General features: G+C 72.3%; 27 protein-coding genes, 1 pseudogene and 1 riboswitch. Of the genes and pseudogenes, 21 read left to right on the forward strand and 7 right to left on the reverse strand.

Annotation, left to right across the window (positions count from 1 at the left end; all coding sequences use genetic code 11):
• Window positions 1-78: 78 nt before the first annotated feature.
• The 5 genes from IG90_RS0117635 to IG90_RS0117655 all read left to right on the forward strand — a co-directional run bounded on the left by IG90_RS0117635 (window position 79) and on the right by IG90_RS0117655 (window position 2,855).
• Window positions 79-957: a phosphatidylinositol-specific phospholipase C/glycerophosphodiester phosphodiesterase family protein gene (locus IG90_RS0117635; RefSeq protein WP_030584926.1), complete on the forward strand. Its 879-nt coding sequence runs from the start codon at window positions 79-81 to the stop codon at window positions 955-957.
• 117 nt (window positions 958-1,074) lie between these two features.
• Window positions 1,075-1,269: a hypothetical protein gene (locus tag IG90_RS0117640; RefSeq protein WP_030584929.1), complete on the forward strand. Its 195-nt coding sequence runs from the start codon at window positions 1,075-1,077 to the stop codon at window positions 1,267-1,269.
• 55 nt (window positions 1,270-1,324) lie between these two features.
• On the forward strand, window positions 1,325-2,068 hold the full coding sequence (locus IG90_RS0117645) for a hypothetical protein (RefSeq protein WP_030584932.1): 744 nt from the start codon (window positions 1,325-1,327) through the stop codon (window positions 2,066-2,068).
• 142 nt (window positions 2,069-2,210) lie between these two features.
• On the forward strand, window positions 2,211-2,600 hold the full coding sequence (locus IG90_RS0117650; RefSeq protein ID WP_030584934.1) for a hypothetical protein: 390 nt from the start codon (window positions 2,211-2,213) through the stop codon (window positions 2,598-2,600).
• 75 nt (window positions 2,601-2,675) lie between these two features.
• Window positions 2,676-2,855 (forward strand): hypothetical protein, encoded by a 180-nt coding sequence (locus IG90_RS0117655; RefSeq protein ID WP_030584936.1) that lies wholly within the window; start codon window positions 2,676-2,678, stop codon window positions 2,853-2,855.
• Window positions 2,856-2,971: 116 nt separating this feature from the next.
• Here IG90_RS0117655 and IG90_RS0117660 read toward each other — a convergent pair whose 3' ends face one another.
• Window positions 2,972-3,643 (reverse strand): hypothetical protein, encoded by a 672-nt coding sequence (locus IG90_RS0117660; protein WP_030584938.1) that lies wholly within the window; start codon window positions 3,641-3,643, stop codon window positions 2,972-2,974.
• Complete coding sequence (locus tag IG90_RS0117665; protein WP_030584939.1) at window positions 3,640-3,822, reverse strand: DUF6480 family protein; 183 nt, start codon at window positions 3,820-3,822, stop codon at window positions 3,640-3,642. The genes IG90_RS0117660 and IG90_RS0117665 overlap by 4 nt, the downstream gene beginning before the upstream one ends.
• A 126-nt stretch (window positions 3,823-3,948) precedes the next feature.
• Here IG90_RS0117665 and IG90_RS0117670 point away from each other — a divergent pair, with 126 nt between their 5' ends.
• Together IG90_RS0117670 and IG90_RS0117675 are read left to right on the forward strand one after the other, a co-directional pair.
• Window positions 3,949-5,154, forward strand: a complete 1,206-nt coding sequence (locus IG90_RS0117670) for an FUSC family protein (protein ID WP_030584940.1) — start codon at window positions 3,949-3,951, stop codon at window positions 5,152-5,154.
• 264 nt (window positions 5,155-5,418) lie between these two features.
• Window positions 5,419-5,610: a DUF6381 family protein gene (locus tag IG90_RS0117675; RefSeq protein WP_030584941.1), complete on the forward strand. Its 192-nt coding sequence runs from the start codon at window positions 5,419-5,421 to the stop codon at window positions 5,608-5,610.
• Between the two features lie 64 nt (window positions 5,611-5,674).
• On the opposite strand, the gene IG90_RS0117680 is transcribed toward IG90_RS0117675, so the two are convergent.
• Window positions 5,675-6,682 (reverse strand): PHP domain-containing protein, encoded by a 1,008-nt coding sequence (locus IG90_RS0117680; protein WP_030584943.1) that lies wholly within the window; start codon window positions 6,680-6,682, stop codon window positions 5,675-5,677.
• 138 nt (window positions 6,683-6,820) lie between these two features.
• Between IG90_RS0117680 and IG90_RS46910 the strand changes: the two are divergent.
• Window positions 6,821-7,116 (forward strand): annotated as a pseudogene (locus IG90_RS46910) (hypothetical protein); the annotation flags it as partial.
• A gap of 84 nt (window positions 7,117-7,200) precedes the next feature.
• Complete coding sequence (locus tag IG90_RS0117685; protein ID WP_411572630.1) at window positions 7,201-9,807, forward strand: SpoIIE family protein phosphatase; 2,607 nt, start codon at window positions 7,201-7,203, stop codon at window positions 9,805-9,807.
• 15 nt (window positions 9,808-9,822) lie between these two features.
• Here IG90_RS0117685 and IG90_RS0117690 read toward each other — a convergent pair whose 3' ends face one another.
• Window positions 9,823-11,214, reverse strand: coding sequence for an FAD-dependent oxidoreductase (locus IG90_RS0117690; RefSeq protein ID WP_030584947.1), 1,392 nt, complete (start codon window positions 11,212-11,214; stop codon window positions 9,823-9,825).
• Between the two features lie 482 nt (window positions 11,215-11,696).
• Window positions 11,697-11,855: riboswitch (cyclic di-AMP (ydaO/yuaA leader) on the forward strand.
• Between the two features lie 3 nt (window positions 11,856-11,858).
• Here IG90_RS0117690 and IG90_RS0117695 point away from each other — a divergent pair.
• Both IG90_RS0117695 and IG90_RS0117700 read left to right on the forward strand, forming a co-directional pair.
• Entirely contained in the window at window positions 11,859-12,692 is an 834-nt protein-coding gene (locus IG90_RS0117695) for a transglycosylase SLT domain-containing protein (protein WP_030584949.1), read from the forward strand.
• Between the two features lie 162 nt (window positions 12,693-12,854).
• The gene (locus tag IG90_RS0117700) at window positions 12,855-14,498 is read left to right on the forward strand and encodes a GMC oxidoreductase (protein WP_030584951.1); all 1,644 of its coding nucleotides are present in this window, start codon (window positions 12,855-12,857) and stop codon (window positions 14,496-14,498) included.
• A gap of 74 nt (window positions 14,499-14,572) precedes the next feature.
• On the opposite strand, the gene IG90_RS0117705 is transcribed toward IG90_RS0117700, so the two are convergent.
• From IG90_RS0117705 to IG90_RS0117715, 3 genes are all read right to left on the reverse strand, one after another.
• Window positions 14,573-15,055 carry a carboxymuconolactone decarboxylase family protein gene (locus tag IG90_RS0117705; protein WP_030584953.1) on the reverse strand — a complete coding sequence of 161 codons (483 nt, stop codon included), beginning with the start codon at window positions 15,053-15,055 and terminating at the stop codon, window positions 14,573-14,575.
• Complete coding sequence (locus tag IG90_RS0117710) at window positions 15,052-16,131, reverse strand: NAD(P)H-dependent amine dehydrogenase family protein (protein WP_030584956.1); 1,080 nt, start codon at window positions 16,129-16,131, stop codon at window positions 15,052-15,054. The genes IG90_RS0117705 and IG90_RS0117710 overlap by 4 nt, the downstream gene beginning before the upstream one ends.
• A 141-nt stretch (window positions 16,132-16,272) precedes the next feature.
• Complete coding sequence (locus tag IG90_RS0117715; protein ID WP_030584958.1) at window positions 16,273-17,166, reverse strand: UbiA family prenyltransferase; 894 nt, start codon at window positions 17,164-17,166, stop codon at window positions 16,273-16,275.
• A 118-nt stretch (window positions 17,167-17,284) separates the two neighbouring features.
• Here IG90_RS0117715 and IG90_RS0117720 point away from each other — a divergent pair, with 118 nt between their 5' ends.
• The 10 genes from IG90_RS0117720 to IG90_RS0117765 all read left to right on the forward strand — a co-directional run bounded on the left by IG90_RS0117720 (window position 17,285) and on the right by IG90_RS0117765 (window position 24,952).
• On the forward strand, window positions 17,285-18,337 hold the full coding sequence (locus tag IG90_RS0117720) for a type III polyketide synthase (RefSeq protein WP_030584961.1): 1,053 nt from the start codon (window positions 17,285-17,287) through the stop codon (window positions 18,335-18,337).
• Window positions 18,338-18,406: 69 nt separating this feature from the next.
• Complete coding sequence (locus tag IG90_RS0117725; protein ID WP_030584964.1) at window positions 18,407-18,934, forward strand: isoprenylcysteine carboxyl methyltransferase family protein; 528 nt, start codon at window positions 18,407-18,409, stop codon at window positions 18,932-18,934.
• Complete coding sequence (locus tag IG90_RS0117730; protein WP_030584967.1) at window positions 18,931-19,947, forward strand: NAD(P)/FAD-dependent oxidoreductase; 1,017 nt, start codon at window positions 18,931-18,933, stop codon at window positions 19,945-19,947. The genes IG90_RS0117725 and IG90_RS0117730 overlap by 4 nt, the downstream gene beginning before the upstream one ends.
• Before the next feature lie 174 nt (window positions 19,948-20,121).
• On the forward strand, window positions 20,122-21,819 hold the full coding sequence (locus IG90_RS0117735) for an MFS transporter (protein ID WP_030584970.1): 1,698 nt from the start codon (window positions 20,122-20,124) through the stop codon (window positions 21,817-21,819).
• A 3-nt stretch (window positions 21,820-21,822) separates the two neighbouring features.
• Window positions 21,823-22,278, forward strand: coding sequence for a VOC family protein (locus IG90_RS0117740; protein WP_030584975.1), 456 nt, complete (start codon window positions 21,823-21,825; stop codon window positions 22,276-22,278).
• 94 nt (window positions 22,279-22,372) lie between these two features.
• Window positions 22,373-22,771, forward strand: coding sequence for a DUF6221 family protein (locus IG90_RS0117745; protein ID WP_030584978.1), 399 nt, complete (start codon window positions 22,373-22,375; stop codon window positions 22,769-22,771).
• Window positions 22,772-22,884: 113 nt separating this feature from the next.
• Window positions 22,885-23,751, forward strand: coding sequence for a hypothetical protein (locus tag IG90_RS0117750; RefSeq protein ID WP_030584981.1), 867 nt, complete (start codon window positions 22,885-22,887; stop codon window positions 23,749-23,751).
• A 1-nt stretch (window position 23,752) separates the two neighbouring features.
• Window positions 23,753-24,193: a hypothetical protein gene (locus IG90_RS0117755; protein ID WP_030584985.1), complete on the forward strand. Its 441-nt coding sequence runs from the start codon at window positions 23,753-23,755 to the stop codon at window positions 24,191-24,193.
• The gene (locus IG90_RS0117760) at window positions 24,190-24,507 is read left to right on the forward strand and encodes a hypothetical protein (RefSeq protein ID WP_030584988.1); all 318 of its coding nucleotides are present in this window, start codon (window positions 24,190-24,192) and stop codon (window positions 24,505-24,507) included. The genes IG90_RS0117755 and IG90_RS0117760 overlap by 4 nt, the downstream gene beginning before the upstream one ends.
• Before the next feature lie 67 nt (window positions 24,508-24,574).
• On the forward strand, window positions 24,575-24,952 hold the full coding sequence (locus IG90_RS0117765; RefSeq protein WP_030584991.1) for a DoxX family protein: 378 nt from the start codon (window positions 24,575-24,577) through the stop codon (window positions 24,950-24,952).
• Window positions 24,953-25,169 lie beyond the last annotated feature (217 nt).

The following is a 25,169-nucleotide window of genomic DNA, read 5'->3' on the forward strand; positions in this document are numbered from 1 at the left end:
ACCTGCCCAAATGGGCCGGTGCGACTCCATACTCGACGCGACCGTCCACCCCGCCCGTCCGCCGCTCAGGGAGTCCCCATGGCCCACCTCACCCGCCGCCGCGCGCTCACGGTCGCCCTCGCCACCGCCGCCGTGGGCATCGCCGTCCCCACCGCGACGGCGGTCGCCGCGCCCGCCCGCCCGCGCGGCCCGCGTCCGTTACGCCACGCCCACGCGCACAACGACTACCTGCACCCCCGGCCGCTGCTCGACGCGCTCGCGCACGGGTTCACCAGCGTCGAGGCGGACGTCTTCCTCGTCGACGGCGACCTGCTCGTCGCCCACGAGCCCGCGGAGCTCGACCCCACCCGCACCCTCGCCTCGCTCTACCTGGACCCGCTCGCCGCTCTGGTCCGCGCCGGGCACGGCGGCGTCCACCCGCACCACCGCGCCCCACTGCAGCTCCTCATCGACATCAAGGCCGACGGGGTCGCCGCCTACCAGGAGCTGGACCGGCAACTGCGCCGCCACCGCCACATCCTCACCCGCTACAGCCACGGCCGCGTCCACCCGGGGGCGGTCACCCCGGTGATCTCCGGCGACCGCGCCGCCCGCGCCCCCATGGAGGCGCAGCGCACCCGTTACGCGTTCTACGACGGCCGCCTCGACGACCTCGGCACCGCGGCCCCCGCCTCGTTCGCCCCGCTCGTCAGCGCCAACTGGACCCAGAGCTTCGGCTGGCTCGGCGCGGGACCCTTCCCCCGGGCCGAGCGCGACCGGCTCCGCACCCTCGTCTCCGCCGCCCACCGGGAGGGCCGCCGTATCCGCTTCTGGGCCACGCCCGACCTGCCGGGACCCGAACGCGAGGCCGTCTGGTCCGAACTGCTCGCCGCCGGGGTCGACCACCTCAACACCGACGACCTGGCCGGACTCGAACACTTCCTCCGCGCTCGCGGGAACGGTGCCCCGACCCCGTAACACCTCCCGGTCCGGAAGTACCCGTTCGGCGGACAAGCGAGTGCACCGAACAGCCCCTCCGCTGCGCCACACTGGCGGCCGAAAGCCGCAAATCCGGCGCGGCGGAGGAGGTTGGCCATGGCCATTTCGATCTCACTGGTGCTGCTTCTGACGATCCTGGCGGTGATCTTCCTCCGCAACGGAGGACTGAAGGTCTCGCACGCGCTGGTCTGCGCCCTGCTGGGCTTCCTCATGGCCAGTACGAGCATGGCGCCGACCATCCACGACGGTATCGTCGCCACCGCCGACCTGGTCAGCGGCCTCCACCCCTGACCCCGGCCCCGGCGGCCGGTCCGCGGCGCCCCCGGACATACCGCACAATGGGCAGATGTCTTTTCCGCCCTCCGGACGGCACTCGGGCGCCGCCCACCACGAGTACTGCAACACCGGCCTCTGCTGCCGGTGCCAGATGCGGACCTGGACGACGAAGGCGGGCAACGAGCGGCTCTGCGGGCCGTGCGCGGCCTGCTGCCAGGCCTGCGGCCGGGCGCCCGCGCCCCACCTGGACGGGCTCGACGGAGGGCTGTGCGCCGAATGCCGCGGCCTGTGCGGACGCTGCCACGCCCCGAAACGGCCCGACGGAACCTGTTCCTGCGACCGCTGGCGGGAGAGCGCCAAGAGCAACCCGCGCGGCTATGTCCTCCAGGCGCTGCCGCAACAGCTCCTCCAGGCGCTCGGCGGCCGGGTCCCGAGCACCGTCCACGACCTGATCCACCAGGAACTGGCGAACCGCAGCGCCAGTCTCCTCCGTGAACGCATCGAACGCCGCTGGAACCTGCGCTGGGCCCACGCCCTCAACGAGAAGGACGAGGACGGCCGCCGCCGCTGGAGCGCCCAGGACATCGCCGAGCAGCTGTTGATGCCCGGCTCGTGCTCCGACCCGCAGTGCGAGGACGGTTACCACGTCACCACCGACACCCCGTGCACCCACTGCCGGCAGCCGCTGCACCGCTTCGTCACCTCGGTCGCCGACCACACCGCGACCCCGGAGCACGCCCACGCCGCGGCGGCCCGCATCCGCCGGGCGATGCTGGAGAACCGCTCGCGCAAGAAGCTTCCGCCACGCGGATAGGACGCGGCCCCGGTGTGGCCCGGCCCTCCACGTCCACGATCAGTGCGGTGTGGGGCCACACCGCGTACTGGCTCGGCTGCGGCGCTGCGACAACCGGGCGCAAGCCAACTCGACCGGACGTTGCGACCGGGTCGCACGCCCTATGCTCGCGCCCATGGAGCAACGGGAAGTCGTGAAGCGCGTGATCGGCATCCTCACAGAGGCGCGCGAAATGCAGCGTCTGCTGGAGGCGGACCTCGAACGGGAAGATCTGGACGCGGGAGCGGGCGCCGTCACCGCCCTGCTGAACGAGACGATGCCCCACATCGCCATCCCCGACGACTTCTCCGTCGAGGAAGTGGTCACCGTCGTCGGGCGCGAGGTCGGCGGTGCGGTCGAACAGCTCGTGAGCGCCTTCACCCTCGCTTTCACGATGCTGGCCCAGGTCCACGACTCCGGGCAGACCGACGTGTCATCGGCCGACGTCCTCCAGGACCTCGCGCTGCGGGTCGAGGGCGGCGGAGCGGACGAGGACGAGGATCCGCTCCTGTGACCCACTGCGTTCTGCCCCGCGGGTATGCATAGTGGAGGGAGGAGCGCGTATCTCCCTCGCGGCATGGAGGCAGCTGTGGGAAAGAGCACCGACATAGCCCGCGCCAAGGCGCGGAGGCTCAAAGGCATGATCAAGGAATCGGACGGCATCGCCCTCGAGGACGAGCGGCTGAAGGCCGAGGGCAGGAAGGAACAGGCCGAGGCCCGCCGCGAGGAGGCCCTGGCGCGCGCGTCGCGGGCAGCCTCCGACCGCTGAGAGAAGCGAGGCGCCCGTGCCGACACGTACGGCACGGGCGTCTTCGCGAGTCCGCGCGGTCCGCTCGGGGTGCCTGTGCGGTTCGCCCGGCCTTCCGGGGCCGCTCCCGGCGGGGCTCACTCCTTCCGGCGCGCGGCCTCCCGGACCCTCTCGACGATCTCGCGGTCCAGGGCCGCCCTGACCAGCGCCGCGGCGAACGTGGCCCGGTCCCGGTCGCGTGCCACATCGGCCAGCTTGCCGGGGGAGGTGGGCAGACCGAGCCGCTCGGCCCCCTGCAGGGCCTTGGCGCCGGCCCAGAACCCGGTCTCCGGCCAGATCGCCTGCACCTCGCGTACGAAGATGTCGGCCCCGGCCGGTCCGATCCCCCGGACGCGTCGGAGCCCCGCCCGCAACACCTCTCCGTCGCCGTCCGCCTCCGCGCGCAGTCGCCGCAGGTCGCCCTTCCAGACATCGAGGACGAGACGCGCGCCCTCCCCGAGCTGGGTGGAGGTCCGCTCGTCGTAGCGGCGGTAGCCGCCCTCGCCCAACGCGTCCACGCGCTGCTGCCAGGTCGCCTCCACCATCCGGCGCGGGGTCCGCATGCCGTGCGCGAACAGCGCCCGTGCGGCGGCCACGGCGACCGAGGCGCGGATCCGGGCGCTCAGCAGGTGGCTCAGCACCAGGAGCTGGTAGAGCGGTTGCGGAGTGTCGCGCAGCCGGATCCCCGCCTCCGCCGCATACGTCCGCCCGCACTCCTCCAGCAGCGCGTCGGTGATCCGGCGCGCCGATGCGAAGACCCCGCCACTCATCCGTAACCGAAGATCCGGGCGAGGAAGAATCCGGCGACCACGAGAGCTCCGATCACGATCAGGGCGCTCCAGACGCCGGGGTGCTCCCACAGCCCTCCGTCCGCGCGTTCCTCGTGGGCCTCGCTGATGGAGCCCTCGGCCGGCGGTGTCTCTCCTGGGGGATTCGACGAAGCAGCCATGCCTCCAGGGTCTCTCCGACCGCGCCTCCGCGCACGCCGTCCGCCGTGCCGCCAGGTACGGGGCCGTACGGCGGAGCCCGGGCTGCGGGAGCGCTGCGGGGAGGCGATTCGGGGCACCTTCAGGGAATGCCCCGAGTCTCCGCCCCCGTCGTCAAGCTCGTGCAGCGCACCACCGAACCCGCCGGGGTGCAGACGCTGCGCTCGACGGCGGCCGCCGTCATCGCCTACTCCGTGGCCGTCTGGGCGCTGCCCGAACCGGCCCCGCTGACCGCGCCCCTCACCGCGCTCCTGGTCGTCCAGGTGACTCTCTACGCGACGCTCACCACGGGCGTCCGCAGGGTGAACTCGGTCGTCGTCGGCGTCCTCATCGCCATCGCCTTCAGCTCCCTGGTCGGGCTGAGCTGGTGGAGCCTCGGCCTCACGATCTTCACCTCGCTGATGATCGGGCGGCTGGTACGGGTCAACGAGTTCGTGCCCGAGGTGGCGATCAGCGCGATGCTGGTCCTCGGCGTCTCGCAGGTCGCCGACACCGCCTGGGACCGGGTGTGGGAGACGCTGATCGGCGCCGTCGTGGGACTCCTGTTCAACCTGCTCCTCGCCCCGCCCGTCTGGGTCGGCTCGGCCGGCTCCTCCATCGAATCGCTGGCCGCCCGGATGGGCGCGATGCTGCGCAGCATGGGCGAAGAGGTGGAGGGGAACTACCCCGTGTCCCGGGCCGCCGCCCGGCTGCACGAGGCCCGCAAGCTCGACCACGACATCGTGGAGGTCGACGCCTCGCTGCGGCAGGCGGAGGAGAGTCTCACCCTCAACCCCAGGGTGAGGCAGGGGCTGCTCCACCGGGTCGTCCTGCGCACCGGGCTCGACACGCTGGAGATCTGCGCCGTCGTCCTGCGCGTCCTGTCCCGTACCCTCACCGACCTGGCGAAGGCCCGTACCGAGGAGTCGCTGTTCCCGGCCGACGTGACGGAACTGCTCCAGGAACTCTTCGGCCACCTCGCCGAGGCGATCGAGAGCTTCGCCGTCCTGGTCACGACGCAGCTCGCCGCCGACGCGGAGGCGGCGGAGGACGGGCTCGCCGACGCGCTCGTCCGCAGCCGCGCGACCCGCGACCGGGTGGCCGACCTGCTGCTGGAGGACGTCCAGGAGCACCCGCGCCAGTGGCAGCTGCACGGGGCGCTCCTCGCCGAGATCGACCGGGTGCTGGCCGAACTCGACATCGAGGAGCGCACCGAACGCCTCGGCGATGAGCTGGGCCGCCGCTCGGCGGAGGCGCACGCGCGCCACCCCCGGCTGCGCGCACTCCTGCGGCGCCTGGGCAGGCAGCCCGCCTGACCGGTCGCGCATCCCGGGGTCCGGACCCCGGTCGTGCGGGATGCGGAGGCGGCCGGTCACTGGTTCCCTGGGGTCAGGGCGTGTCCGGCGGATCAGGGTCGGACAGGCCGCGGCGTCCGGTGCGGTGCATCGCAAGGCGCAGGAACGCCTTGGAGCCCGTCGTCACCTTCCCGGCCGACGGGCGACGACGGGATCTTGACGACAGGCCCCCGGGGCGTGTTCGCTGGACACGCCCTGGAGGTCCCCAGCGTCCAAGGAGTGGTGATGAGCGGTTCGGACGAACCCGCCGACCTGGCTCGGCAGATGCGTGAGAAGGCCCAGCAGCTCGCCGAGGCCGCGGAGCGCGCGAGCGACCCGCACGAGCGCGAGCGGCTGGAGAAGAAGTCCCGGACGATCCGGGACCGGAGCGAACAGCAGAGCGCCATGGCGGCCGGGGACGTCTACCCCGAGAAGTAGCCCCGGCCAGGCCGACGCCCGCCTCCGAAGGACACGCAGACCTCCGGGGGCGGTCGGGCGCGGGTCAGCCGGCCCACTCCAGGAGCCGTTCCGCGCTCCAGGTCGTCACCACCCGGTCCGCCGGGACCCCGCACTCCTCGGCGCGGGCGCAACCCGACCGCTGCCAGTCGAGCTGCCCCGGGGCATGCGCGTCCGTGTCGATCGCGAAGAGGGCCCCCGCCGCGACGGCCGTGCGCAGCAGCCGCCGTGGCGGATCCCGCCGCTCCGGCCGGCAGTTGATCTCCACCGCAGTCCCCGCCGCGGCGCAGGCCGCGAAGACCCGGTCCGCGTCGAACCGCGACTCCGGCCGGCCCCGCCCGGCCAGCAGACGCCCCGTGCAGTGGCCGAGCACATTCGCCCGCGGATGGCGCACCGCCGCCTCCAGGCGCCGCGTCATCGGTTCCGGGTCCATGCGCAGCTTCGAGTGGACGGAGACCACCACCACGTCGAGGCGCTCCAGCAGCTCGTCCTCCTGGTCGAGCGAACCGTCCGGCAGGATGTCGCACTCGATCCCCGTCAGCAGCCGGAACGGAGCCCACTCCTCGTTGAGCCGCGCCACCACAGTGAGCTGCTCCCGCAGCCGTTCCGGCGACAGGCCGCGTGCCACCGTCAGCCGGGGCGAATGATCGGTGAGGACGGCCCACGCGTGCCCCAGCTCCGCGGCGGTCCGGCCCATCTCCTCGATCGGGCTGCCCCCGTCCGACCAGTCCGAGTGCAGATGGCAGTCGCCCGTCAGCCGGGCGTGGAGCTCCTGGCCTCCCTCGACGGAGGGCTCGGCCGCGGCCTCCTTCTCCAGCCGGTCCAGATACCCGGGCGTCCTTCCGGCCAGAGTCTCGCGGATCACCTCGGCCGTGCGGGGTCCGATCCCGGCGACCTGCTCCAGGGACTTCGCGGCCACCCGCTCGGCGGCCTCCCCGGCGGCCATCGCGTCCACGGCGGCGGCGGCCGTACGGAAGGCCTTCACCCGATAGGTGGCGGCCTGCGAGCGTTCCAGCAGGAAGGCGATCCGCCGCAGGGCGGTGACGGGGTCCATCGGCACCTCCACCGGGTACGTCCGCGGCCGGCACCGGTTCCGCCGCGCGTGTCACCAGCATGGGCGCATCCGTCCCCGCACGCCTCCGCGACGCGGGTCGCCCTCGTCAGGACCCGGCTTTCCCGGAGTCCGTCACGGACGGCCGGCCCGGTACGCCAGGGAGTGCCCGAGGAAGGGTCCGTGTGCACCACCGGGATCGCCCCGGCGGCCGGCACCCGCCACCGGGACTTCCCGTGAACGTCGAGGAGGGCGCGCACGTCTACAGCATCGACACGTCCTACCCGGAGATCGGCTCCACGGGCATCGGGCTCTACTCCGTGGGCCGCGACGGCCGGACGGTGACCGCCGTCGAGTGGGGACAGCTCGGCGATCTCGACGGCGCACCGCTGGAGGGGTTCAAGAAGACGACCCGCACCGCCGTCGCCAAGCTCCACCGACACCGGCACTCCGCGTGCGGCCGGCGGGGCGGCCGGACGCCGGAGGTGCGGGGTACCCCGGATCGGGAGCATGCTGGCTGTGTGACCCGGCACGATACGCCCCGGCATCCCCTGCCCGCCGGAAACGGGACCGCGGCCGGGGGATACGACGGTGCCCGAGCACCCGACGAGCTGTCCCTCGTCCTGGCGCAGGCTCTCGTCAGTGCCGTCGAGTCGACCGACGGCTACGCGGGCGGCGTCTACCTGCGCAGTCGGACGCCCGGACTGCTGCGGCTCGCGATGCTCGCCGGACTGCCGGGCCCGCTGTTCCGGCCCTGGTGGCGGATGCATGTGAACCGGCCCTTCCCGGTCTCCGAGGCCTACCGCTCGGGAAGGCCCGTGCTGCTCTCCGACGCGGAGGAGTCCATGCGCCGGTTCCCGCAGCTGATGGCCGGGCTGCCGTTCCCGTTCGGTTCGCTGTGGGTGCCGATCACCGGACCCCGGGGAAGCATGGGCGTGCTGGCGGTCCTGCGGGCCTCGACACCGGGCCGGCCCATCGCTCCCGCCGACGGCGAACGGCTGCACCGCCTCGGGCAACGGCTCGGCGGCGCGCTCACCGATCTGGAGCGGCGGGGGATCGACTGCGGATGGGAGACCGAGCCGGTCCCCGTGCAACTGCCCGCCGCCACCGCTCCCCCGGTGCGGGTCTGCCACTTCGACTGGGACCTGCACTCCGGGCAGGTCGCCGCCGACGAACTCTGCGCGATCCTCGGCTTCGCGCCCGCCGACTTCCCGGGCACCATCGACGCGATCGCCGAACGGCTGGTCCCGGAGGACGTGTACGGGCTGTGGGCGCTGGCCCGGCAGACGGTGGAGTCGGCCGAGCCGGTGGTCCGCCGGATGCGGCTGCGCGGCCCCGACGGCCGGTCCCATCTGCTGGAGCTGTCCGGCCGCTGGACCCACCCGGACGGCGATGCGTCGGCCGGTCATCTCAGTGGCTTCCTGGTCGACCTCGGTGCGGGGCCCGTCGTGCCGGAGGCCGCGGACCGGCTGCCCCGGGGCATTCTCTCGCTGGACCGGCTCGGCCGGATCACGTACGCCAACCGCCTCGCCGAGGAGTTGCTCGGCCACTCCCGCGCGGAGCTGATCGGCCATGTCGTGTGGCAGGCGCTGCCATGGTTCGGGCACGAGGCCTACGAGGACCACTACCGGGCGGCCCTGATCGCCGACGAGCCCGTCCATTTCCTCGCCCGGCGCCCGCCCTCGCGCTGGCTGTCGGTGTCCCTGTACCCGGACCACTACGGGGTGAGCGTCGTCCTCCAGGCGACCGACCAGCCGGCCTACGCCCCCGGCTCCGTCACCTCACCGGGACTGGGCATCGGCTCGACCGCCGACCGTTCCTCCGCGCTGTACCGGCCGGTGGCCCTCGCCATCGCACTGACCGAGGCGGTCACGGCCCGCCAGGTCTCCGCGGTGGTCACGGAGGAGCTGCTGCCGGCGTTCGGCGGCCGTCAGCTCGCCATCTACCTGCTGAACGAGCGTCATCTCGAGCTGGCCTGGGAGACGGGATTCCCGAAGGGGTTCCTCGACCGCTTCGACGGGGTCGGGCTCGACGTCAGCATCCCCGGGGTGGAGACCCTGACCACCGGCCGGCCGATCTTCTTCGAGTCCATGCAGCGCCTCGCCGAGGCCTACCCGGGCATCCCGATCGACGCGGACGTCGGGGCGCGGGCGTTCCTGCCGCTGATCGCCTCGGGGCGGCCCGTCGGCTCCTGCATCCTCGGCTTCGACCGGCCGCGCGGCTTCAGCCCGGAGGAGCGTACGGTACTGACGGCCCTGGCCGGCCTCATCGCCCAGGCCCTGCAGCGCGCCCAGCGCTACGACAGCGAGTCGGCCCTCGCCCGCGGACTCCAGGGCGCCCTGCTGCCGCACCGGCTGCCGGAGATCGACGGCGTGGACACGCTGGGCCGCTACCTCTCCGGCACCCAGGGCATGGACGTGGGCGGCGACTGGTACGACGTCATCGAGACCGGCCACGAACTCGCCCTGATCATCGGCGACGTACAGGGCCACGGTGTCTCCGCCGCCGCGACCATGGGGCAACTGCGCAGTGCGGTAAGGGCGTTCGCGCTGAGCAACCACGATCCGCAGGAGGTGATGAGCGGGACGAACCGGCTGCTCATCGACCTCGATCCGGGGCAGTTCGCGAGCTGCTGCTACATCGCCCTCGACCCGGTGACCGGTGTGGCCCGTGCCGTACGGGCGGGGCATCCGCAGCCCGTGCTGCGGCAGCCCGACGGCCGGACGGAGGTCCTGGACCTGCCCGGCGGCATCGTGCTCGGGATCGACGGGCACGCGACCTACCCGGTCACGGAGATGCGGCTCGAACCGGGGGCGATGCTCGCCCTGTTCACGGACGGGCTGATCGAGCGCCCCGGCACGGACATCGACGAGGGGATCGAGCGGCTGCGCGCCACCGTCGAACGCATCGGCGCGGTCCCCCTGGCCGATACGGCCGACCACGTCATCGGAGAGGCGAGGGCGGCCATCGACCGCCCCGACGACATCGCGCTCCTGCTGGCCGCCCGGTGGGCGAAGGCCCCGAAGGTCCGGCGGCCCGCGACGTCCCGTGCGCCCGGCCCCGACCTGTGGCGCACGTTCAGGGGGCCGGGCCCGGGCCGCTCGGCGGCAGCCCGGGACAGCCCTTAGAGAGGGCTTCGTCGATCAGGCGTCGGTGGGGTGCTCGGCCGGCACGTAGGCGCCGGAGGCCTCCAGCATGACCTCGCGCTCCACGACCTTGATCCGCTCACGGCCCTGGGCGGCACCGAGCGCCTGCTCGTGGGCGTCCAGCTTGTGCCAGCCCTCCCAGGTCGTGTAGCGGACCCCGCGGTCCGCCAGGAAGGCCTCGACGGCCTCCGGGGCGGGCGTGGCCGGCTCGGCCAGCCGGCCGGCGGCGCGGTCCTCCAGAACGCAGGCGACCGTCTCGTTGGCGTCGCCCTTGGTGTGCCCGATCAGGCCGATCGGACCGCGCTTGATCCAGCCCGTGACGTAGACCGAGGCCATGTGCTCGTCCCCGGCGATGACGCGGCCCGCCTCGTGCGGAACGGTGCCGGAGACCACGTCGAAGGGCAGCTTGGGCAGTTCCTCCGAGTAGTAGCCGACGGCGCGGTAGACGCTCTGCATGTCCCAGTCGGTGAACTGACCGGTGCCCCGGACGTTGCCGGTGCCGTCCAGCTCGGTGCGCTCGGTGCGCAGCGCCACGACCTTGCCGTCCTCACCGAGGATCTCGACCGGGGACTCGAAGAAGTGCAGGAACAGCTTGTGCGGGTGGTCGCCGACGTCACGGATCGCCCAGTTCTCCAGGGTCTGCGCGACCATGTTGGCCTGCTTGTTCTCCCGGCGGGTCGCGATGGAGCCCTCGTCGTACTCGATGTCCTCGGGGTTGACGATGACCTCGATGTTGGGGGAGTGGTCCAGCTCCCGCAGCTCCATCGGGCTGAACTTGGCCTGCGCCGGGCCACGCCGCCCGAACACATGCACCTCCAGCGCCTTGTTCTCCTTGAGGCCCTGGTACACGTTGTCCGGGATCTCGGTGGGCAGCAGCTCGTCCGCCGTCTTGGCCAGGACACGGGCCACGTCCAGGGCCACGTTCCCGACGCCGAGGACGGCGACCTTCTCCGCGGTGAGCGGCCAGGTGCGCGGGACCTCGGGGTGCCCGTCGTACCAGGAGACGAACTCGGCAGCGCCGTAGGAGCCGTCCAGCTGGATGCCGGGGATGTCGAGCGCCCGGTCGGCCTCGGCGCCGGTGGAGAATATCACCGCGTCGTAGAACGACCGCAGGTCGTCCAGGCCGATGTCGTGCGGGTAGCTGACGTTCCCGAAGAGCCGGATCTGGGGCTTGTCCAGCACCTGGTGCAGGGCCTTGACGATGCCCTTGATGCGCGGGTGGTCGGGGGCCACGCCGTAACGGATCAGACCGAAGGGCGCGGGCATGCGCTCGAACAGGTCGATCGAGACCCCCGGGTCCTGGCAGACCTCGGATTTGAGCAGCGCGTCCGCAGCATAGATACCGGCAGGGCCGGCTCCGACAATGGCGACGCGGACGGGGCGTGTCATGGCGTGGTGATCCTTCGGGGCGGGCGAACGCGGGCAGGTAGAGCGTACGTCGGAGGTAAGGGTCGGCTTACCACTCTCCACCCCACACCGTAAGCGATCGCCCCGCGCGCCCCTCGACCGGCCTCGTCCAGGGTGTCTGATTGGTCCGTTTTGCTATGCCTATATGGTCGATTTGGCTCTTTTGGTCCACCTATCCGTAAAGGGATTAGTGGGCCTTTTGCTGTATTTGCCTGGGCCTGTTTTCGCCATCGCCGCGAGCGAGTGGTGAGCATCACGTCCGAGGGTGCGGACGCAGAAGTGGATCCATCGGTTCCCTTCTGTGCGAAGAAAGTTGACGCCGCGACGGCGCGGCCCGATCCGGGAACTCCACCATTCGATCTTGCGCGGAAAAGGGAATTCGGAATGCGGGGCTTGTTCTGCTCGGTGTTTCTCGCCTACGGTCACCGTCAATCCGGATGGAACGCCGAATCCTGCCGCCGTCCGGGAATCCGAAACCCACTCACGTACGGCAGGAGCGGGGGACCCAGGTAAGTCGCCGAACCGTAACCGGAACGGCTTGGGGTGAAGTCGCACGACCGTGCGGCCAGACATCTCCCGTCTGAACCCGACAGCTCACCTCGCAGGCGCCGGAGAGGAAATCCCCCATGCCCGCACAGGGTAAGCACCGCCGTCCCCAGTCCAACTCGCTGCGCCGCGGCATCGCCGCCGTGACCACCGGTGGAGCCGTTCTCGCCCTCCCGGTGATCGGCGCCACCAGCGCCTTCGCGGCCCCCGCCCCAACGGCGCCGCAGCAGGCCGTGGCCCCCGCCGCGCTGTCCGCACCGGCGAATTCCGCCGTGAAGGCCGCGCCCGCCCAGCATTCCGTGGTGGCCGGCGAAACGCTTTCCAAGATCGCCCGTGAGCATTCCGTGAGCGGCGGCTGGAAGAAGCTGTACGAAGGCAACCGGAAGATCGTCGGAGAGAACCCCGACCTTATTCACCCGGGTATCAAGCTGACGCTCGGAAACAAGGCCGCAGCCCCGTCGGACGCCAAGGCCTCCAAGGCTTCCGCTTCCGCCGCGCGCGGTGCCGCGGCGGACCGCGCCGACCGTTCTGAGCGCACCGAAGTCGCCCCGGTGGCGAAGGCCGCTCCGGCCGCCGGGAAGGCCGTCGCGTACACCAACGACCTCGACGGCTGGATCAAGGAGTCGCTCGCGGTCATGGCCGAGCACGGCATCCCCGGCACCTACGAGGGCATCCACCGCAACATCATGCGCGAGTCCTCGGGCAACCCGGCCGCGATCAACAACTGGGACTCCAACGCGGTCAAGGGCACCCCCTCCAAGGGCCTGCTCCAGGTCATCGACCCGACCTTCCAGGCCTACCACGTGCCCGGCACCTCGACCGACAGCTACGACCCGGTCGCCAACATCACGGCCGCGTGCAACTACGCCGCGGACCGCTACGGCTCGATCGACAACGTCTTCGGCGCCTACTGATCATCCGCGCCCGAGCCGAAGGGGCCCCGGACCGCACGGCCATGGTCCGGGGCCCCTTCGGCATGCCGGGCGGTACCGGGAAGTTACCCCCAGGTTTCTAATGACTTACCACGCGATCGACAGTAGAACCTGTTGCACTCTGTCGAGAGTGAGGGATGTCACATGAGTGACGCTACCATGCAGGACGACGAGTCCAAGGGCGTCTCGCGTCGAAGATTCATCGCAGGAACAGGTTCTCTTCTGGGGGTCGCGGCGTTTGCCGGGACCACCGCACCCTCGTGGGCGAGCGTGCGTGCGGCGGCGGCGCCGATCGGCTCCGGGGCGCACGTACCGGTCCTGGTCATCGGCACCGGATACGGCGGCTCCGTGGCCGCCCTCCGGATCGCCCGGTCCGGTGTCGACGTCCACATGGTCGAGATGGGCATGGCCTGGGACACCCCGGGCGCGGACGGCAAGATCTTCGCCAACACCACCAAGCCGGACGACCGCTCCTTCTGGCTGCGGACCCGGACCAAGCAGCCGCTGAGCAACTTCCTCGGCTTCCCCATCGACAAGGACGTCAACCGCTGCACCGGCATCCTGGACGCCGAGGAGTTCGCCGGCATCACGGTCTACCAGGGCCGCGGCGTCGGCGGCGGGTCGCTGGTCAACGGCGGCATGGCCGTCACCCCGCGCCGGGAGAACTTCGGCGCCATCCTCCCGACGGTGAACGCCGAGGAGATGTACAGCACCTACTACCCGCGCGCCAACAGCGGGCTGGGCGTCACCACCATCGATCCCGCCTGGTTCGACACCGTCGACTGCTACCAGTACGCCCGGGTCGGCCGAAAGCACGCCCAGCGCTCCGGCTTCCCGTTCCTCTTCGTGCCCGCCGTCTACGACTGGGACTACATGAAGCAGGAGGCGGCCGGGACCGTCCCCAAGTCGGCCCTGGACGCGGAGATCCTCTACGGCAACAACTACGGCAAGAAATCGCTCCAGAAGACCTACATCGACCGGATCAAGGCCACCGGCCGGGTCACCATCTCCCCGCTCCACAAGGTCACCACGGTCACCCCGGCCCCCGGCGGCGGCTACACCGTGCTCATCGACCAGCTGGACACCGGCGGCCGGACCACCGTCACCAAGACCGTCACGGCGGACAAGGTGTTCTTCGCCGCGGGCAGCGTCGGCACCAGCAAGCTGCTCGTCGGCCTCAAGGCCACCGGCGCCCTGCCTCTCCTCAACGACGAGGTCGGCAAGGGCTGGGGCGACAACGGCAACGTCATGTGCGGCCGGGCCAACCACCTCTGGGACCCGACGGGGAAGGTCCAGTCGTCCATCCCCACCGGCGGCATCGACAACTGGGACGCCGGCGGAGCGTTCGCCGAAGTCGCTCCGCTGCCCACCGGGATCGAGACGTGGGCCTCGTTCTACCTGTCGATCACCAAGAACCCCAACCGGGCCCGGTTCACCTGGAACGCGGCGGCGGGGAAGGCGGAGCTGAACTGGCAGACGGCGTGGAAGCAGCCGTCCATCGACGCGGCGAAGACCATCTTCGACAAGATCAACCAGAAGGAGGGGACGATCTACCGCACGGACCTCTTCGGTGTGTACAAGATCTGGGGCGACCACCTCACCTACCACCCGCTGGGCGGCGCGGTACTGGACAAGGCCACCGACAACTACGGCCGGCTGCACGGCTACCCGGGTCTGTACGTCATCGACGGCGCCCTGATCCCCGGCAACACCAGCGTGAACCCGTTCGTCACCATCACCGCGCTCGCCGAGCGCAACATCGAACGGATCATCGCGACCGATCTGTAGACGGCCCACGAAAGAGCCCGGGGCCGGGAGTGCCAACCCGGCGGCCCCGGACTCCGTCCGTGGGTGCCCGCCCGTCACCCGTGACCGGGCAGAACGCACACCGCGTCGATCCCCAGCACGTGATTGAGCCGCCCGAACGCCAGCCACGAGCCGATGCTCATCGTCAGCTCCACGATCTCCGCCTGGCTGTAGTGCGCGGTCATCCGCTTCCAGAAGGCGTCGTCCAGACCGTGATGGTCGAGCGTGTACCGCTCGGCGTACTCCGCCGCGAGCCGGGTCCGCGCGTCGAAGGCGTCCGTCGTACGCCACCGGGTCACCGCTTCCGCGAACTCCTCCTCGACCTTCGTCCCGTCCCGCTCGGTCCGCCAGTCCAGGCAGAACAGGCACCCGTTGATCTGCGCCACCCGCAGCCTGGCGGCCTCGAACTCCCGCAGCCCCAGCGTCGTGTGCTCGTACACGGACATCGAGAACGTGGCGGCGGCCATGCCGATGCCGGGGACCATCTCCCCCCATACGTAACCGATGGGCTCCTGTCCCTCCGGAATATCGATGATCATGCCGGTCTCCTTCCCAGCCTGCCGACCGCAGGCCGCAGCGGGACGTCGAGTGCGTCGTACAGGCCCGGCTCCGCGTCCACCAGCCAGTCGATCGCCGAGACGAGCCGCCCCACCGCGGTGGCGTTCCCGCCCGCGGACCGGTTCCCGTCCTCGTCGGAGGCCTCGACCGTCACCTCGATACGGGGACGGCCCTCGATCACCACCCGGTGCGCGCCCACCCCGTCGGGCGGGGACGGCCAGTCCGGGGCGCACGAGCGATGGATCCGGGTGATGTGCTCGATGACGATGCGGGGCTCGCCGCCCACGATGCCCTGCACCTCGAAGCGCACGGCGCCCTGGGTGCCCGCCGCGAACGCGCCCATCGTGCGGGTGGGCACCTCCTTCTCCAGCGCCCGGCGGTCCAGGGTCTCGCGGATATCGTCGAGCTCGACGCCCAGCGCCCGCGCCATGAGACGTATCTGACCGCCCCACACCATCGTCGGAACACTCTCGGCCAGCATCGGCGGCTCGTAGTCCATCGGGTGTCCCATGCCGATCAGATGGCGTACCGAATCCTCCTGCTCGTACGTGGAGTAGTCGAAGATCTCCTGGCAGCGGATCACGTCCACCTCGGTGCCGAGACCGCTGACGAGCAGGGGCAGGACGTCATTGCCCCAGCCGGGGTCGACGCCCGAGACGAAGAGGGAGCCGCCGCCCTCGGCGACGGCGGCCAGGAGCGGGTCCCGCAGCTCCGGCGGGGCGTTGCGCTGGTCGTAGAGCGGATAGAGGGAGGGCGTGACGACCACCGCGCCGGCCCGGATCGCCCGGCCGATGTCGGCCAGGGCGTCGTCGGGGCGGATGTCGCCGGACGCCGCGTAGGCCACCGCCCGGGGGCCGGCGGCCAGGACGGCGGCGATGTCGTCGGTGGCCGCGACCCCGAGCGTGCGCCCGAGACCGCCGAGTTCCCCGGCGTCGCGGCCGACCTTGGCGGGATCGTGCACGAGGACGGCGGTGAGTGTCAGTGCCGGATGGGCCTCGACGGCGCGGATCGCCGCGCGGCCGACGTTGCCGGTACCCCAGACAACCGTGGGAATCATGCGCGGAGGGTAGCCCCGGGACCCTGCACTTCCCAGAGCCGTGACGGCACCGAATCAGCTGGTGCGCAGGGGCGTTCCCGGACCGGCGACGAACCGCCGGCCGGGACGTGAAAGGGGCGTACTGCTGCCGGCGGCGCCCGTTCAGACCGCGGCCGCGCCCCGGACCAGCAGCAGCGCCAGATCCACCGCCGCCACGGCCACCGCTCCGGCCAGCGCGGCCTTGCGCCACCGGCGGCCGAGCGCCGGGCCCGCGAACGCCGCCGCACCGGCCAGCAGGAGCGCCGCCGCACCCCCGGCGTCCACCGGTCCGGGCGGTCCGAACGCCAGCACCGCCGTGGCGCCCAGCAGCGGCAGCGGCAGCAGCAGCCGGGTCCCGCGGTCGCCCAGCCGGTGCGGCAGGCCCCGGATCCCGGCCGCCCGGTCCGCCGCGATGTCCGGGAGCGTGTCGGCCAGATGCGCCGCGAACCCGAGCAGGGCCCCGGCCGTCACCGTCCACCACCGGGGCCACGGTCCGCCGGGCATGGAGAGCGCGGCGGCTGCCGGCAGGGCGGCGAATCCGGCCACGTACGGCAGCCAGGACAGGGCGGTCGCCTTGAGCCGCAGGTTGTAGAGCCAGGCGGCCGTGACCGCGGCGAGGTGCACCGTACCGGCGAGGGCCCCGCAGGCCAGCGAGAGCGGTACGCACAGGGCGAGCGCGATCGCCGCCGCGGCCCACACCGCGCCCGGCCCGACCGTGCCGTCGGCCGCGGGCTTTCCTCGGCGGCCGGCGCGGGCGTCACGCCGTGCGTCGTACGCGTCGTTGCACCAGCCCACCGAGAGCTGGCCGGTCAGAACCGCCACCGTGACCAGCGCGCAGCGGGGGCCGCCGAGACCGGAGCCGAGAGCGAGGGCGCAGGCGAGCGCGGTCACCGCGAGCGCCGGCCCCGGGTGGCACGCGAGCGCGAGCCCCACGACCCGGCCCCGTCGCCCCGCCCCGGCCGGCTGCGCCCCCGCGGCCCCCGCTCCGACCGGGCTCACCCTGTCCGTGGCGTCCATCGGGCGATCGTAGGGGCCTGGTGCCCTGTCAATGCGGCGACCGGGCGGGTCTTTTGCGCCGATTCATCACTCTTTGTGGGCAGGATGGGGTCATGACGCCACCGAAGCAGGAGGCAGGATGACCCGCATCGCCGCGGTTCACGGGGCTCTGCCGCCCCACCGCCACACCCAACGCGAGGTCACCGACATGGTGGCCCGCACCTGCCTGCCGCCCGACGCCGACCGCCGTGTCCTGGACCGGCTCCACGAGAACGCCCGCGTCCGCACCCGGCACACCGTGCTGCCCCTGGACGCCTACCGCGGCCTCGACGGCTTCGGCGCCTCCAACGACGTGTTCATCCGCTCCGCCGTCGACCTCGGCGGCCAGGCCGTACGCGGCGCGCTGCGGGCGGCGGGGCTGCGGCCCAGCGACGTCGACCTGCTGATGTTCACCTCCGTCACCGGCATCGCCGCCCCCTCCGTCGACGCCCGCCTCGTGGCCCGCCTCGGGATGCGGTCGGACGTCAAACGGCTGCCCGTCTTCGGTCTCGGCTGCGTCGCCGGAGCCGCCGGGACGGCCCGGCTGCACGACTACCTCCTCGGCCACCCCGACGACGTGGCCGTGCTCCTGTCGGTCGAGCTCTGCTCCCTCACCTTCCAGCGCCACGACTCCTCGCCCGCCAACCTGGTGGCGACCGCGCTGTTCGGCGACGGAGCGGCCGCCGTGGTCGCCCTCGGCGGCCGCCGGGCCGTCGCCGGGCCCGAGCTCGTGGCCAGCCGCAGCCGGATGTACCCGGACACCGAGCACGTCATGGGCTGGGACATCGGCTCCACCGGCTTCTCCGTGGTCCTCGACCCGGCGGTGCCCGACGTCGTCCGCCGCTATCTCGCGGACGACGTACGGGAGTTCCTCGACGAGCACGGCCTCAAACCGAAGGACGTCGCCCACTGGGTGTGCCACCCGGGCGGACCCAAGGTGCTGGAGACCGTCATCGAGGTCCTCGATCTGCCCGACGGCGCGCTCGACGTCACCTGGCGCTCGCTGGCCGACGTCGGCAACCTGTCCTCGTCCTCGGTCCTGCACGTCCTGCGGGACACCATCGAACAGCGCAGGCCGGAGCCGGGCACCCCCGGGCTGCTGCTGGCCATGGGCCCGGGATTCTGCTGCGAACTGGTGCTGCTGCGCTGGTAGGCCGGAGGGACCCGGCGGCCCGCCACCCGTGCCCCCCGCGCCCGAACCCGACCGTGAACGGGAGCCCGCATGACCTGGTACACCCTCCTGGTGCTGGCCGTCGCCGCCGAGCGCCTCGCCGAACTCGTCGTGGCCCGCCGCAACACCCGCTGGAGCCTCGCCCGGGGCGGCGCCGAGTCGGGCCGCGGGCACTATCCGGCGATGGTCGCCCTGCACACCGTGCTCCTGGTGGGCTGCCTGGCGGAGGTCCGGCTCGCCGAACGCCCCTTCCTGCCCGTCCTCGGCTGGACGATGGTCGCTGCCGTCGTGGCCGCGCAGGCGCTGCGCTGGTGGTGCATCCGCGCGCTCGGCCCCCGCTGGAACACCCGCGTCATCATCGTCCCCGGCCTGCCCCGCGTCATCGGCGGCCCCTACCGGTGGATGGCCCACCCCAATTACGTCGCCGTCGCCGCGGAAGGCCTCGCGCTGCCCCTGGTCCACGGGGCGTGGGTGACCGCCCTCGTGTTCACCGTGCTCAACGCCGCGCTCATGGCCGTACGGATCCGGTGCGAGGACCGGGCACTGGCCCGTCTCCCGGCCGTGGACGCGACGGCGTGATCGACGTCCTGGTCGCCGGCGGCGGACCGGCCGGACTGGCCGCGGCGATCCGGGCCGCGTCGGCGGGCATGGAGGCGGTGGTCGTCGAGCCGCGCACCGCCCCCGTCGACAAGGCGTGCGGCGAGGGCATCATGCCCGGAGGCGTCGCGGCCCTGCGCGACCTCGGCGTCCGGGTCACCGGCCATGAACTGCGCGGCATCCGCTACACCGACGGCCGGCGCAGCGCGGAGGCGGCCTTCCGGGGCGGCCCCGGCGCGGGCGTCCGCCGCACCGAACTCCACACCGCCCTGCACGAGCGGGCCGCCGCCCTCGGCGTGCGCGTCGTCGCCGGAAAGGTGGGGGAGATCCACCAGGACGAGCACACCGTCACCGCCGCCGGACTCACCGCGCGCTGGCTCATCGCCGCCGACGGGCTCCACTCGCCGCTGCGCCGCGCCCTGGGCCTCGACCGGCCCGTACCCGGGCCCGGCCGCTACGGTCTGCGCCGCCACTACCCGCTCGCCCCGTGGACGGACCACGTCGAGGTGCACTGGTCCCGGCACGGCGAGGCGTACGTGACCCCGGTCGGCGAGCACCTGGTGGGGGTGGCCGTCCTGAGCCGCGACCGCCGCTCCTACGACCAGCACCTGGCCGCCTTCCCGGCCCTCGCGGCCCGGCTCGCGGCCGCCCCCGGGGCCACCCCCGTACGCGGGGCCGGTCCGCTGCGTCAGCGGGCACTGGGCCGGCGGGCCGGGCGCGTCCTGCTCGTCGGCGACGCCGCGGGCTACGTGGATGCCCTGACCGGGGAGGGCATCGCCCTCGCGGTGGCCACCGCGACGGCCGCGGTCGACTGCCTGACCACCGGTCGGCCCGAGGACTACCCCCGCCGGTGGGCCCAGGTCACACGACGCTACCGCCTGCTCACCGCGGCTCTGCTGGGAGCCGCCGGCCACCCGTCCTCGGGGCGGCTGATCGTCGCCGCGGCCCACCGGGCGCCCGCCGTCTTCCGTATCGCGGTCCACGCGCTCCAGTGAAGCGAAGGGCCCGCGCGGGCCTCCGACGGCCCGATTGGCGAGGCTCCGGGTTCCGTCATAACGTCGGGTGAACGCGGGCGTTCATCCGACCGACGCAGGGACCGGCCGCCCCACGCGGAACTGTCAGACACTCCCTGGGGTTCACTGCCCTCGGCACGAGAGACGAACTGCACTATGACGGGCTCCCACGTGACCCCCGCGGATGCGGCAAGGACCACTGACCGGCACCGGAGCGGACTGGCGCTGCTGGTCATCGCCTCCTGCCAGCTGATGGTGGTGCTCGACGTCACCATCGTCAACATCGCGCTTCCGCACATGCAGAAGGACCTGGGGTTCTCCACCGAGAACCTCTCCTGGGTGGTCAACGCCTACACCCTGACCTTCGGCGGACTGCTGCTGCTCGGCGGACGCCTCGGTGACATCCTCGGCCGCCGCCGGGTCTTCGTCTTCGGCGTGCTCCTCTTCGTCTTCGCCTCGCTGCTCGGCGGACTGTCCCAGGAGGGCTGGCAGTTGCTGGCCGCCCGCTCCCTCCAGGGTGTCGGCGGCGCCATCGCCTCGCCCACCGCCCTGTCGCTGATCACCACCACCTTCCGCGAGGGCCCCGAACGCAACCGCGCGTTCGGGGTGTTCGCCGCCGTCTCGGCGGGCGGCAGCGCCATCGGACTGCTCGCGGGCGGGATGCTGGTGGAGTGGCTCGACTGGCGCTGGGTGCTGTTCGTCAACATCCCCATCGGCCTGCTGATCGCCGTCGCGACCCCCCGCTACATCCCCGAGTCCGAACGCCGTCCGGGCCACTTCGACATCGTCGGCGCCCTGACGTCGACGGTCGGCATGGTGCTGCTCGTCTACGGCTTCATCCGCGCCTCCGAGGACGGCTGGACCGATCCGCTCACCCTCGGCTCGTTCGCGGCCGCCGTGGTGCTCCTCACGGTGTTCATCATGGTCGAACGCGGCTCGAGACAGCCCATCACACCGCTGTGGATGTTCCGCGACCGCAACCGCGCCGGGACCTACGCGATGATGCTCAGCCTCGCCGCGGCGATGTTCGGGATGTTCTTCTTCCTGACCCTCTTCGTGCAGAACGTCCTCGACTTCAGCCCGTTGCGGGCCGGCCTCGCCTTCCTGCCGGTGAGCGCCGTCATCGCGGTCAGCGCGGGCCTGGCCTCCCAGCTGCTGCCCAGGTGGGGCCCCAAACCCTTCATGGTGGTGGGCGCGCTCCTGGCCGCCGTCGGCCTCGGCTGGCTGACGCTGACCGATGTCCACAGCTCCTACCTCGGCTCGATCCTCGGCCCGATGCTGGTGTTCGGCTTCGGCATGGGCATGCAGTTCGTCTCGCTGACCCTGATGGCGGTGTCGGGCGTCGCTCCGAAGGAGGCGGGTGCCGCCTCCGGCATCCTCAACGCCACCCAGCAGGTCGGCGGCTCCCTGGGGCTGTCGATCCTGGTCACGACGTTCGGCACGGCCAGCCGCAACGAGGCGACCGACCAGGTGCCGCGATTCCTCCAGGAGGGCACACCCGCCCAGCTCCTGGAGTTCCGCAGGACCGGCGAACTGCCACCGCCCTGGGGCGACGAGGTCCTCACCTCCGGCGTCTCCAGTGCCTTCGTCGTCGCCGCCTGCTTCGCCGTGTTCGCCGCCCTGGTCGCCCTGTTCGTCATCCAGGTCCGGCCCGCCGACCTGGCCCGCCTCCAGGGCGGTGCGACGCCGCTCACCGGGGAAGCGGAAGCGGCCGCATCGGGGACGGGTGACGGTGCAGCGGAGGAGTCACGGCCCGACCGGCACACGCCACGGCCCGACCTGGACGAACCACGGCACGACCCGGACGAACCATCGTCCGGCCCGGACACCGACCGACCCGCGAAAGGGCGCTGACCCATGGACTGGACCCTCGAAGTGATCGTGCTTCCCGTGACCGACGTCGACCGGGCCCGGGACTTCTACCGGGACAAGCTCGGCTTCCACGTCGACATCGACGCCGAAGTGATGGAGGGCGCCCGCGTCGTCCAGCTGACGCCGCCCGGATCCGGCTGCTCGATCGCCCTCACCGACGGACTGCCCAACCCGACCGGAACCCCGCAGCCGGGCACGTACCACGGCCTCCAGCTCTGCGTCACCGACATCACCGCCGCGCACGCCGAACTCGTCGGCCGGGGCGTCGAGGTCTCCGAGCCTCAGCGGTACACCCCCGAGGACGGGGCGACCTTCATGTACTTCACCGACCCGGACGGCAACGGCTGGGCGGTACAGGAGTACCGCCGCCGGGAGACCGAACCCCTGTACAAGGTCCTCGCCGACCTGGCCGGGAGCGACGCGGGGGACACGGTGGGGTGAACCGGATGCGGAGGTGGATCGCGCCGCGTCCGGTCCACCAGAATGCTCCCCGTATCGAGTGCAGAGATCCATCAGCGCAAGGGAGCGGCATCCAATGGCCGGCAACGCAGACATGGTGGCCTTCGTCCGGGCCCGGCTCGCCGACGAGGAAGACGTCGCACTGGCCGCCGGCGGGGACCGATGGCGGTGCCCGGCCGACGTGCCGGGCGAGGTCCACGACCGCACCGGCGGGGTGGCGTTCACGGTGCGGGGCCGGGGCTTCGACGAGCACATCGCCCTCCAGAACCCCGCGCGGACCCTGGAGCGCATCGAGACGAACCGCGTCATGGTCGGCGAGTACGTCGAGGTGGCCGACCTGGACACCGACCGCCCGGCGGAGGACTTCCGCTCCGGCCGCGCGGTGGGCCTGGGCTTCGCCGTGAGGCAACTCGCCGCCGAGTACGCGGGCCACCCCGACTACCAGGCACGCTGGCTGCCCCGGTTCATCCAGTAGCACCCGGCGCACCCGGGCCTCTCCCACATGCGCGGAATCCCGCAAGTGCCGGCGCAACGAGTCCAGTTGATCGATAGGATCTCCCCATCGGCCTACCCGGGGGAGCTGCGCGCGTGCCCGACGTCTGGGAGAACACCCGATCACGGTGGGAGAGCGTCCGGCACGCGGTGGACGGCGGCGGCCAGGGGGCCGGGCCGGGCGTGGCCACCCTGAACGGACGGCTCGGCCTCTCGGTCAACCCCATCGCCGTCACCGGCGAGGCGGGGGCGGGCAAGACCGTCCTGTACGACGCGCTGATACAGTCGATCCGCACGGGCGACAGCGACAGCTCCCGCAGCCCCGACATCGAGAAGCACGCCACGGTCCTGCGCTCCGGCAACCGCCGCACCCGGGCCGCCGTCACCGTCATCCCGGGGCAGCTGTCCACCCAGCGCCAACAGGCCCTGCAGGACACGATGCGGGGCGAGGCCTCCCCGCACGGCATCGTCCACGTCGTCTGCTGGGGGCACAACAGGATCTGGCAGCGCGCCTCCCAGCGCGACGTCCAGGAGGCGCTCGCCGCCGACGGCACCGTCGACCGGGAAGCCGTACGGAACTGGCACCGCCGCAAGGAGGCGGCCGACTTCCGTCTCCTGGTCGAGGCGATCATCGACGGGCAGCTGGCCAAGCGGCTGCGCCGGCTGATCGTCGCGGTGTCCAAGAGCGATCTGTACTGGGACCGGCTCGACGAGGCGCGCGACCACTACATCCCCGGGCGGGCCCGCCGCGAGTCCCCGTTCGCCGCCCTCGTGCGGGACCTGGAGAGCGAGACGTCGCTGCGCCTGTCCGTCCTCCCGATGGCCTCCCGGCTCATCCGTCACCAGTTCCTTCCGGGGCTGCCCGTGCGGACCTCCCAGCTGGACGACGCGCAGATCGGCGCGCTGCGCACCCACTTCGGCCAGGAACTCCAGTCGTTCATCACGCAGCGGAACGGGGACTGACATGGCCGCGATCGACGGCGGAGCGGCGTTCCTGCGGACGCTGGCGGCGGCGGAACGGCGACTGGCCGGCGTCCAGGCCCTGAGCGCCCGGCGGCGCCGGGTCCGCCGGCCCCGGATCGCGTCGGCCTCCCTCGCGGTGCTGATCCCGGCGGTGCTGGCACTCGCCGCCGCCACGGGCGACGGCCCCGGGGGCGTGCTCGTCGTGGCCGGCCTGACCGTGGCGGCGCTCTCGCTCGCGGCCTGCGTCGCCCTCCTGCTGCGGATCGAACGGCCGCTGAACCGGCGGTTAGCGGAGGAGCAACACACCATGGTCGAAGAGGTGAACCGGATGCGGGAGCTGTTCACCCATGTCGCCGAGCGGGACCGGTGGGAGGAACGGCTGAAGAGGTCGGTCCGTGAACGCCTCTCCCGCTTCCCCGTGGACAGGGGGTCGTTCCGGTGATCCGGCGACTGACCGTCTTCTTCGGCCTGGTGGCATTCCCCGCCGCCCTGCTCACTTCGGCCGGATACGTCCTGGCCACCCGGGAGCCGGGGCCGTACCAACGGGCGTTCGAGGACCAGTGGGACGCCATCGCGGCCGGGTTCGCCGTCACCGCGTGCGGGGTGCCGGCCGTGGCCCACGGGTTCCGGCTGTGCTTCAGCGTGCTCGGCGGCTTCCAGCCCGACAACGTGCGGCGGGGCACGCTGGCCCTGATCGCCGGGCTGCTCGTCTGCGGTGTGGGAGCGCTGACGCTCTGGCGGCTGCTGGCGCCCTGAAGGGGTGCGCGGCGCGCCGGGAACCCGTAACTTACTCGGAAGTAAGTCCCGTCGCCGAAGGAGAAGCATGTCCCGACAGACGCGTTCCGCAGTCCTGCTCGCCGGGCTGATGGGCGGAGCGGGGGTGCTCCACTTCGCCGCCCCGAAGGTCTTCGACGGCACCGTGCCCCGGATCCTGCCCGGAGAGCCCCGTACCTGGACGTATGTCAGCGGAGTGGTCGAACTCGCCCTGGCCGCGGGCCTCGCCCACCCCCGGACCAGGGTGGCCGCCGCCCGGGCGACCGCGGGCTTCCTCGTCGGAGTGTTTCCGGCCAATGTGCAGATGGCCGTCGACTGGCGTCACCGGCCCCGGCCGCAGCGGGTCGCGGCCTACGCCCGGCTGCCCCTCCAACTGCCGCTTGTCCTGTGGGCGCGCGGTGTCGCCCGGGGCGCCGACGGCCCCTGAACGGACGGTAGTCGGTGTGGTACGAGCCGGTGACGACGAAGGTGATCCACAGCAAAATGGCGTTGCTCTCTGGTGAGGAGTGATCCCGCCGTGTAGCGTCGCCGGAAGATGTCGTGGTTCGCAGTACCTGCCCGCGCCTGGCGCGGGCGTTTTGCTGTGCAGTGCCTGAGAACCAGGGCGATCACCTCCGGGTCCGCGCGGTGCGGATCCGTTCACT

Origin of the sequence: Streptomyces anulatus (assembly GCF_000721175.1) — a bacterium.
Taxonomy (GTDB): Bacteria; Actinomycetota; Actinomycetes; order Streptomycetales; family Streptomycetaceae; genus Streptomyces; species Streptomyces anulatus_C.

Bases quoted from the DNA above. Each gene is read 5' to 3' on its own strand.
- IG90_RS0117765 (WP_030584991.1), top strand. From the start codon at position 24,575: ATGTCCCGACAGACGCGTTCCGCAGTCCTGCTCGCCGGGCTGATGGGC.
- IG90_RS0117690 (WP_030584947.1), bottom strand. From the start codon at position 11,214: ATGACACGCCCCGTCCGCGTCGCCATTGTCGGAGCCGGCCCTGCCGGT.
- IG90_RS0117665 (WP_030584939.1), bottom strand. From the start codon at position 3,822: ATGGCTGCTTCGTCGAATCCCCCAGGAGAGACACCGCCGGCCGAGGGC.
- IG90_RS0117720 (WP_030584961.1), top strand. From the start codon at position 17,285: ATGACCCGCATCGCCGCGGTTCACGGGGCTCTGCCGCCCCACCGCCAC.
- IG90_RS0117670 (WP_030584940.1), top strand. From the start codon at position 3,949: ATGCCCCGAGTCTCCGCCCCCGTCGTCAAGCTCGTGCAGCGCACCACC.
- IG90_RS0117650 (WP_030584934.1), top strand. From the start codon at position 2,211: ATGCTCGCGCCCATGGAGCAACGGGAAGTCGTGAAGCGCGTGATCGGC.
- IG90_RS0117640 (WP_030584929.1), top strand. From the start codon at position 1,075: ATGGCCATTTCGATCTCACTGGTGCTGCTTCTGACGATCCTGGCGGTG.
- IG90_RS0117755 (WP_030584985.1), top strand. From the start codon at position 23,753: ATGGCCGCGATCGACGGCGGAGCGGCGTTCCTGCGGACGCTGGCGGCG.
- IG90_RS0117705 (WP_030584953.1), bottom strand. From the start codon at position 15,055: ATGATCATCGATATTCCGGAGGGACAGGAGCCCATCGGTTACGTATGG.
- IG90_RS0117675 (WP_030584941.1), top strand. From the start codon at position 5,419: ATGAGCGGTTCGGACGAACCCGCCGACCTGGCTCGGCAGATGCGTGAG.
- IG90_RS0117700 (WP_030584951.1), top strand. From the start codon at position 12,855: ATGAGTGACGCTACCATGCAGGACGACGAGTCCAAGGGCGTCTCGCGT.
- IG90_RS0117660 (WP_030584938.1), bottom strand. From the start codon at position 3,643: ATGAGTGGCGGGGTCTTCGCATCGGCGCGCCGGATCACCGACGCGCTG.
- IG90_RS0117740 (WP_030584975.1), top strand. From the start codon at position 21,823: ATGGACTGGACCCTCGAAGTGATCGTGCTTCCCGTGACCGACGTCGAC.
- IG90_RS0117735 (WP_030584970.1), top strand. From the start codon at position 20,122: ATGACGGGCTCCCACGTGACCCCCGCGGATGCGGCAAGGACCACTGAC.
- IG90_RS0117680 (WP_030584943.1), bottom strand. From the start codon at position 6,682: ATGGACCCCGTCACCGCCCTGCGGCGGATCGCCTTCCTGCTGGAACGC.
- IG90_RS0117725 (WP_030584964.1), top strand. From the start codon at position 18,407: ATGACCTGGTACACCCTCCTGGTGCTGGCCGTCGCCGCCGAGCGCCTC.
- IG90_RS0117745 (WP_030584978.1), top strand. From the start codon at position 22,373: ATGGCCGGCAACGCAGACATGGTGGCCTTCGTCCGGGCCCGGCTCGCC.
- IG90_RS0117715 (WP_030584958.1), bottom strand. From the start codon at position 17,166: ATGGACGCCACGGACAGGGTGAGCCCGGTCGGAGCGGGGGCCGCGGGG.
- IG90_RS0117635 (WP_030584926.1), top strand. From the start codon at position 79: ATGGCCCACCTCACCCGCCGCCGCGCGCTCACGGTCGCCCTCGCCACC.
- IG90_RS0117710 (WP_030584956.1), bottom strand. From the start codon at position 16,131: ATGATTCCCACGGTTGTCTGGGGTACCGGCAACGTCGGCCGCGCGGCG.
- IG90_RS0117695 (WP_030584949.1), top strand. From the start codon at position 11,859: ATGCCCGCACAGGGTAAGCACCGCCGTCCCCAGTCCAACTCGCTGCGC.
- IG90_RS0117645 (WP_030584932.1), top strand. From the start codon at position 1,325: ATGTCTTTTCCGCCCTCCGGACGGCACTCGGGCGCCGCCCACCACGAG.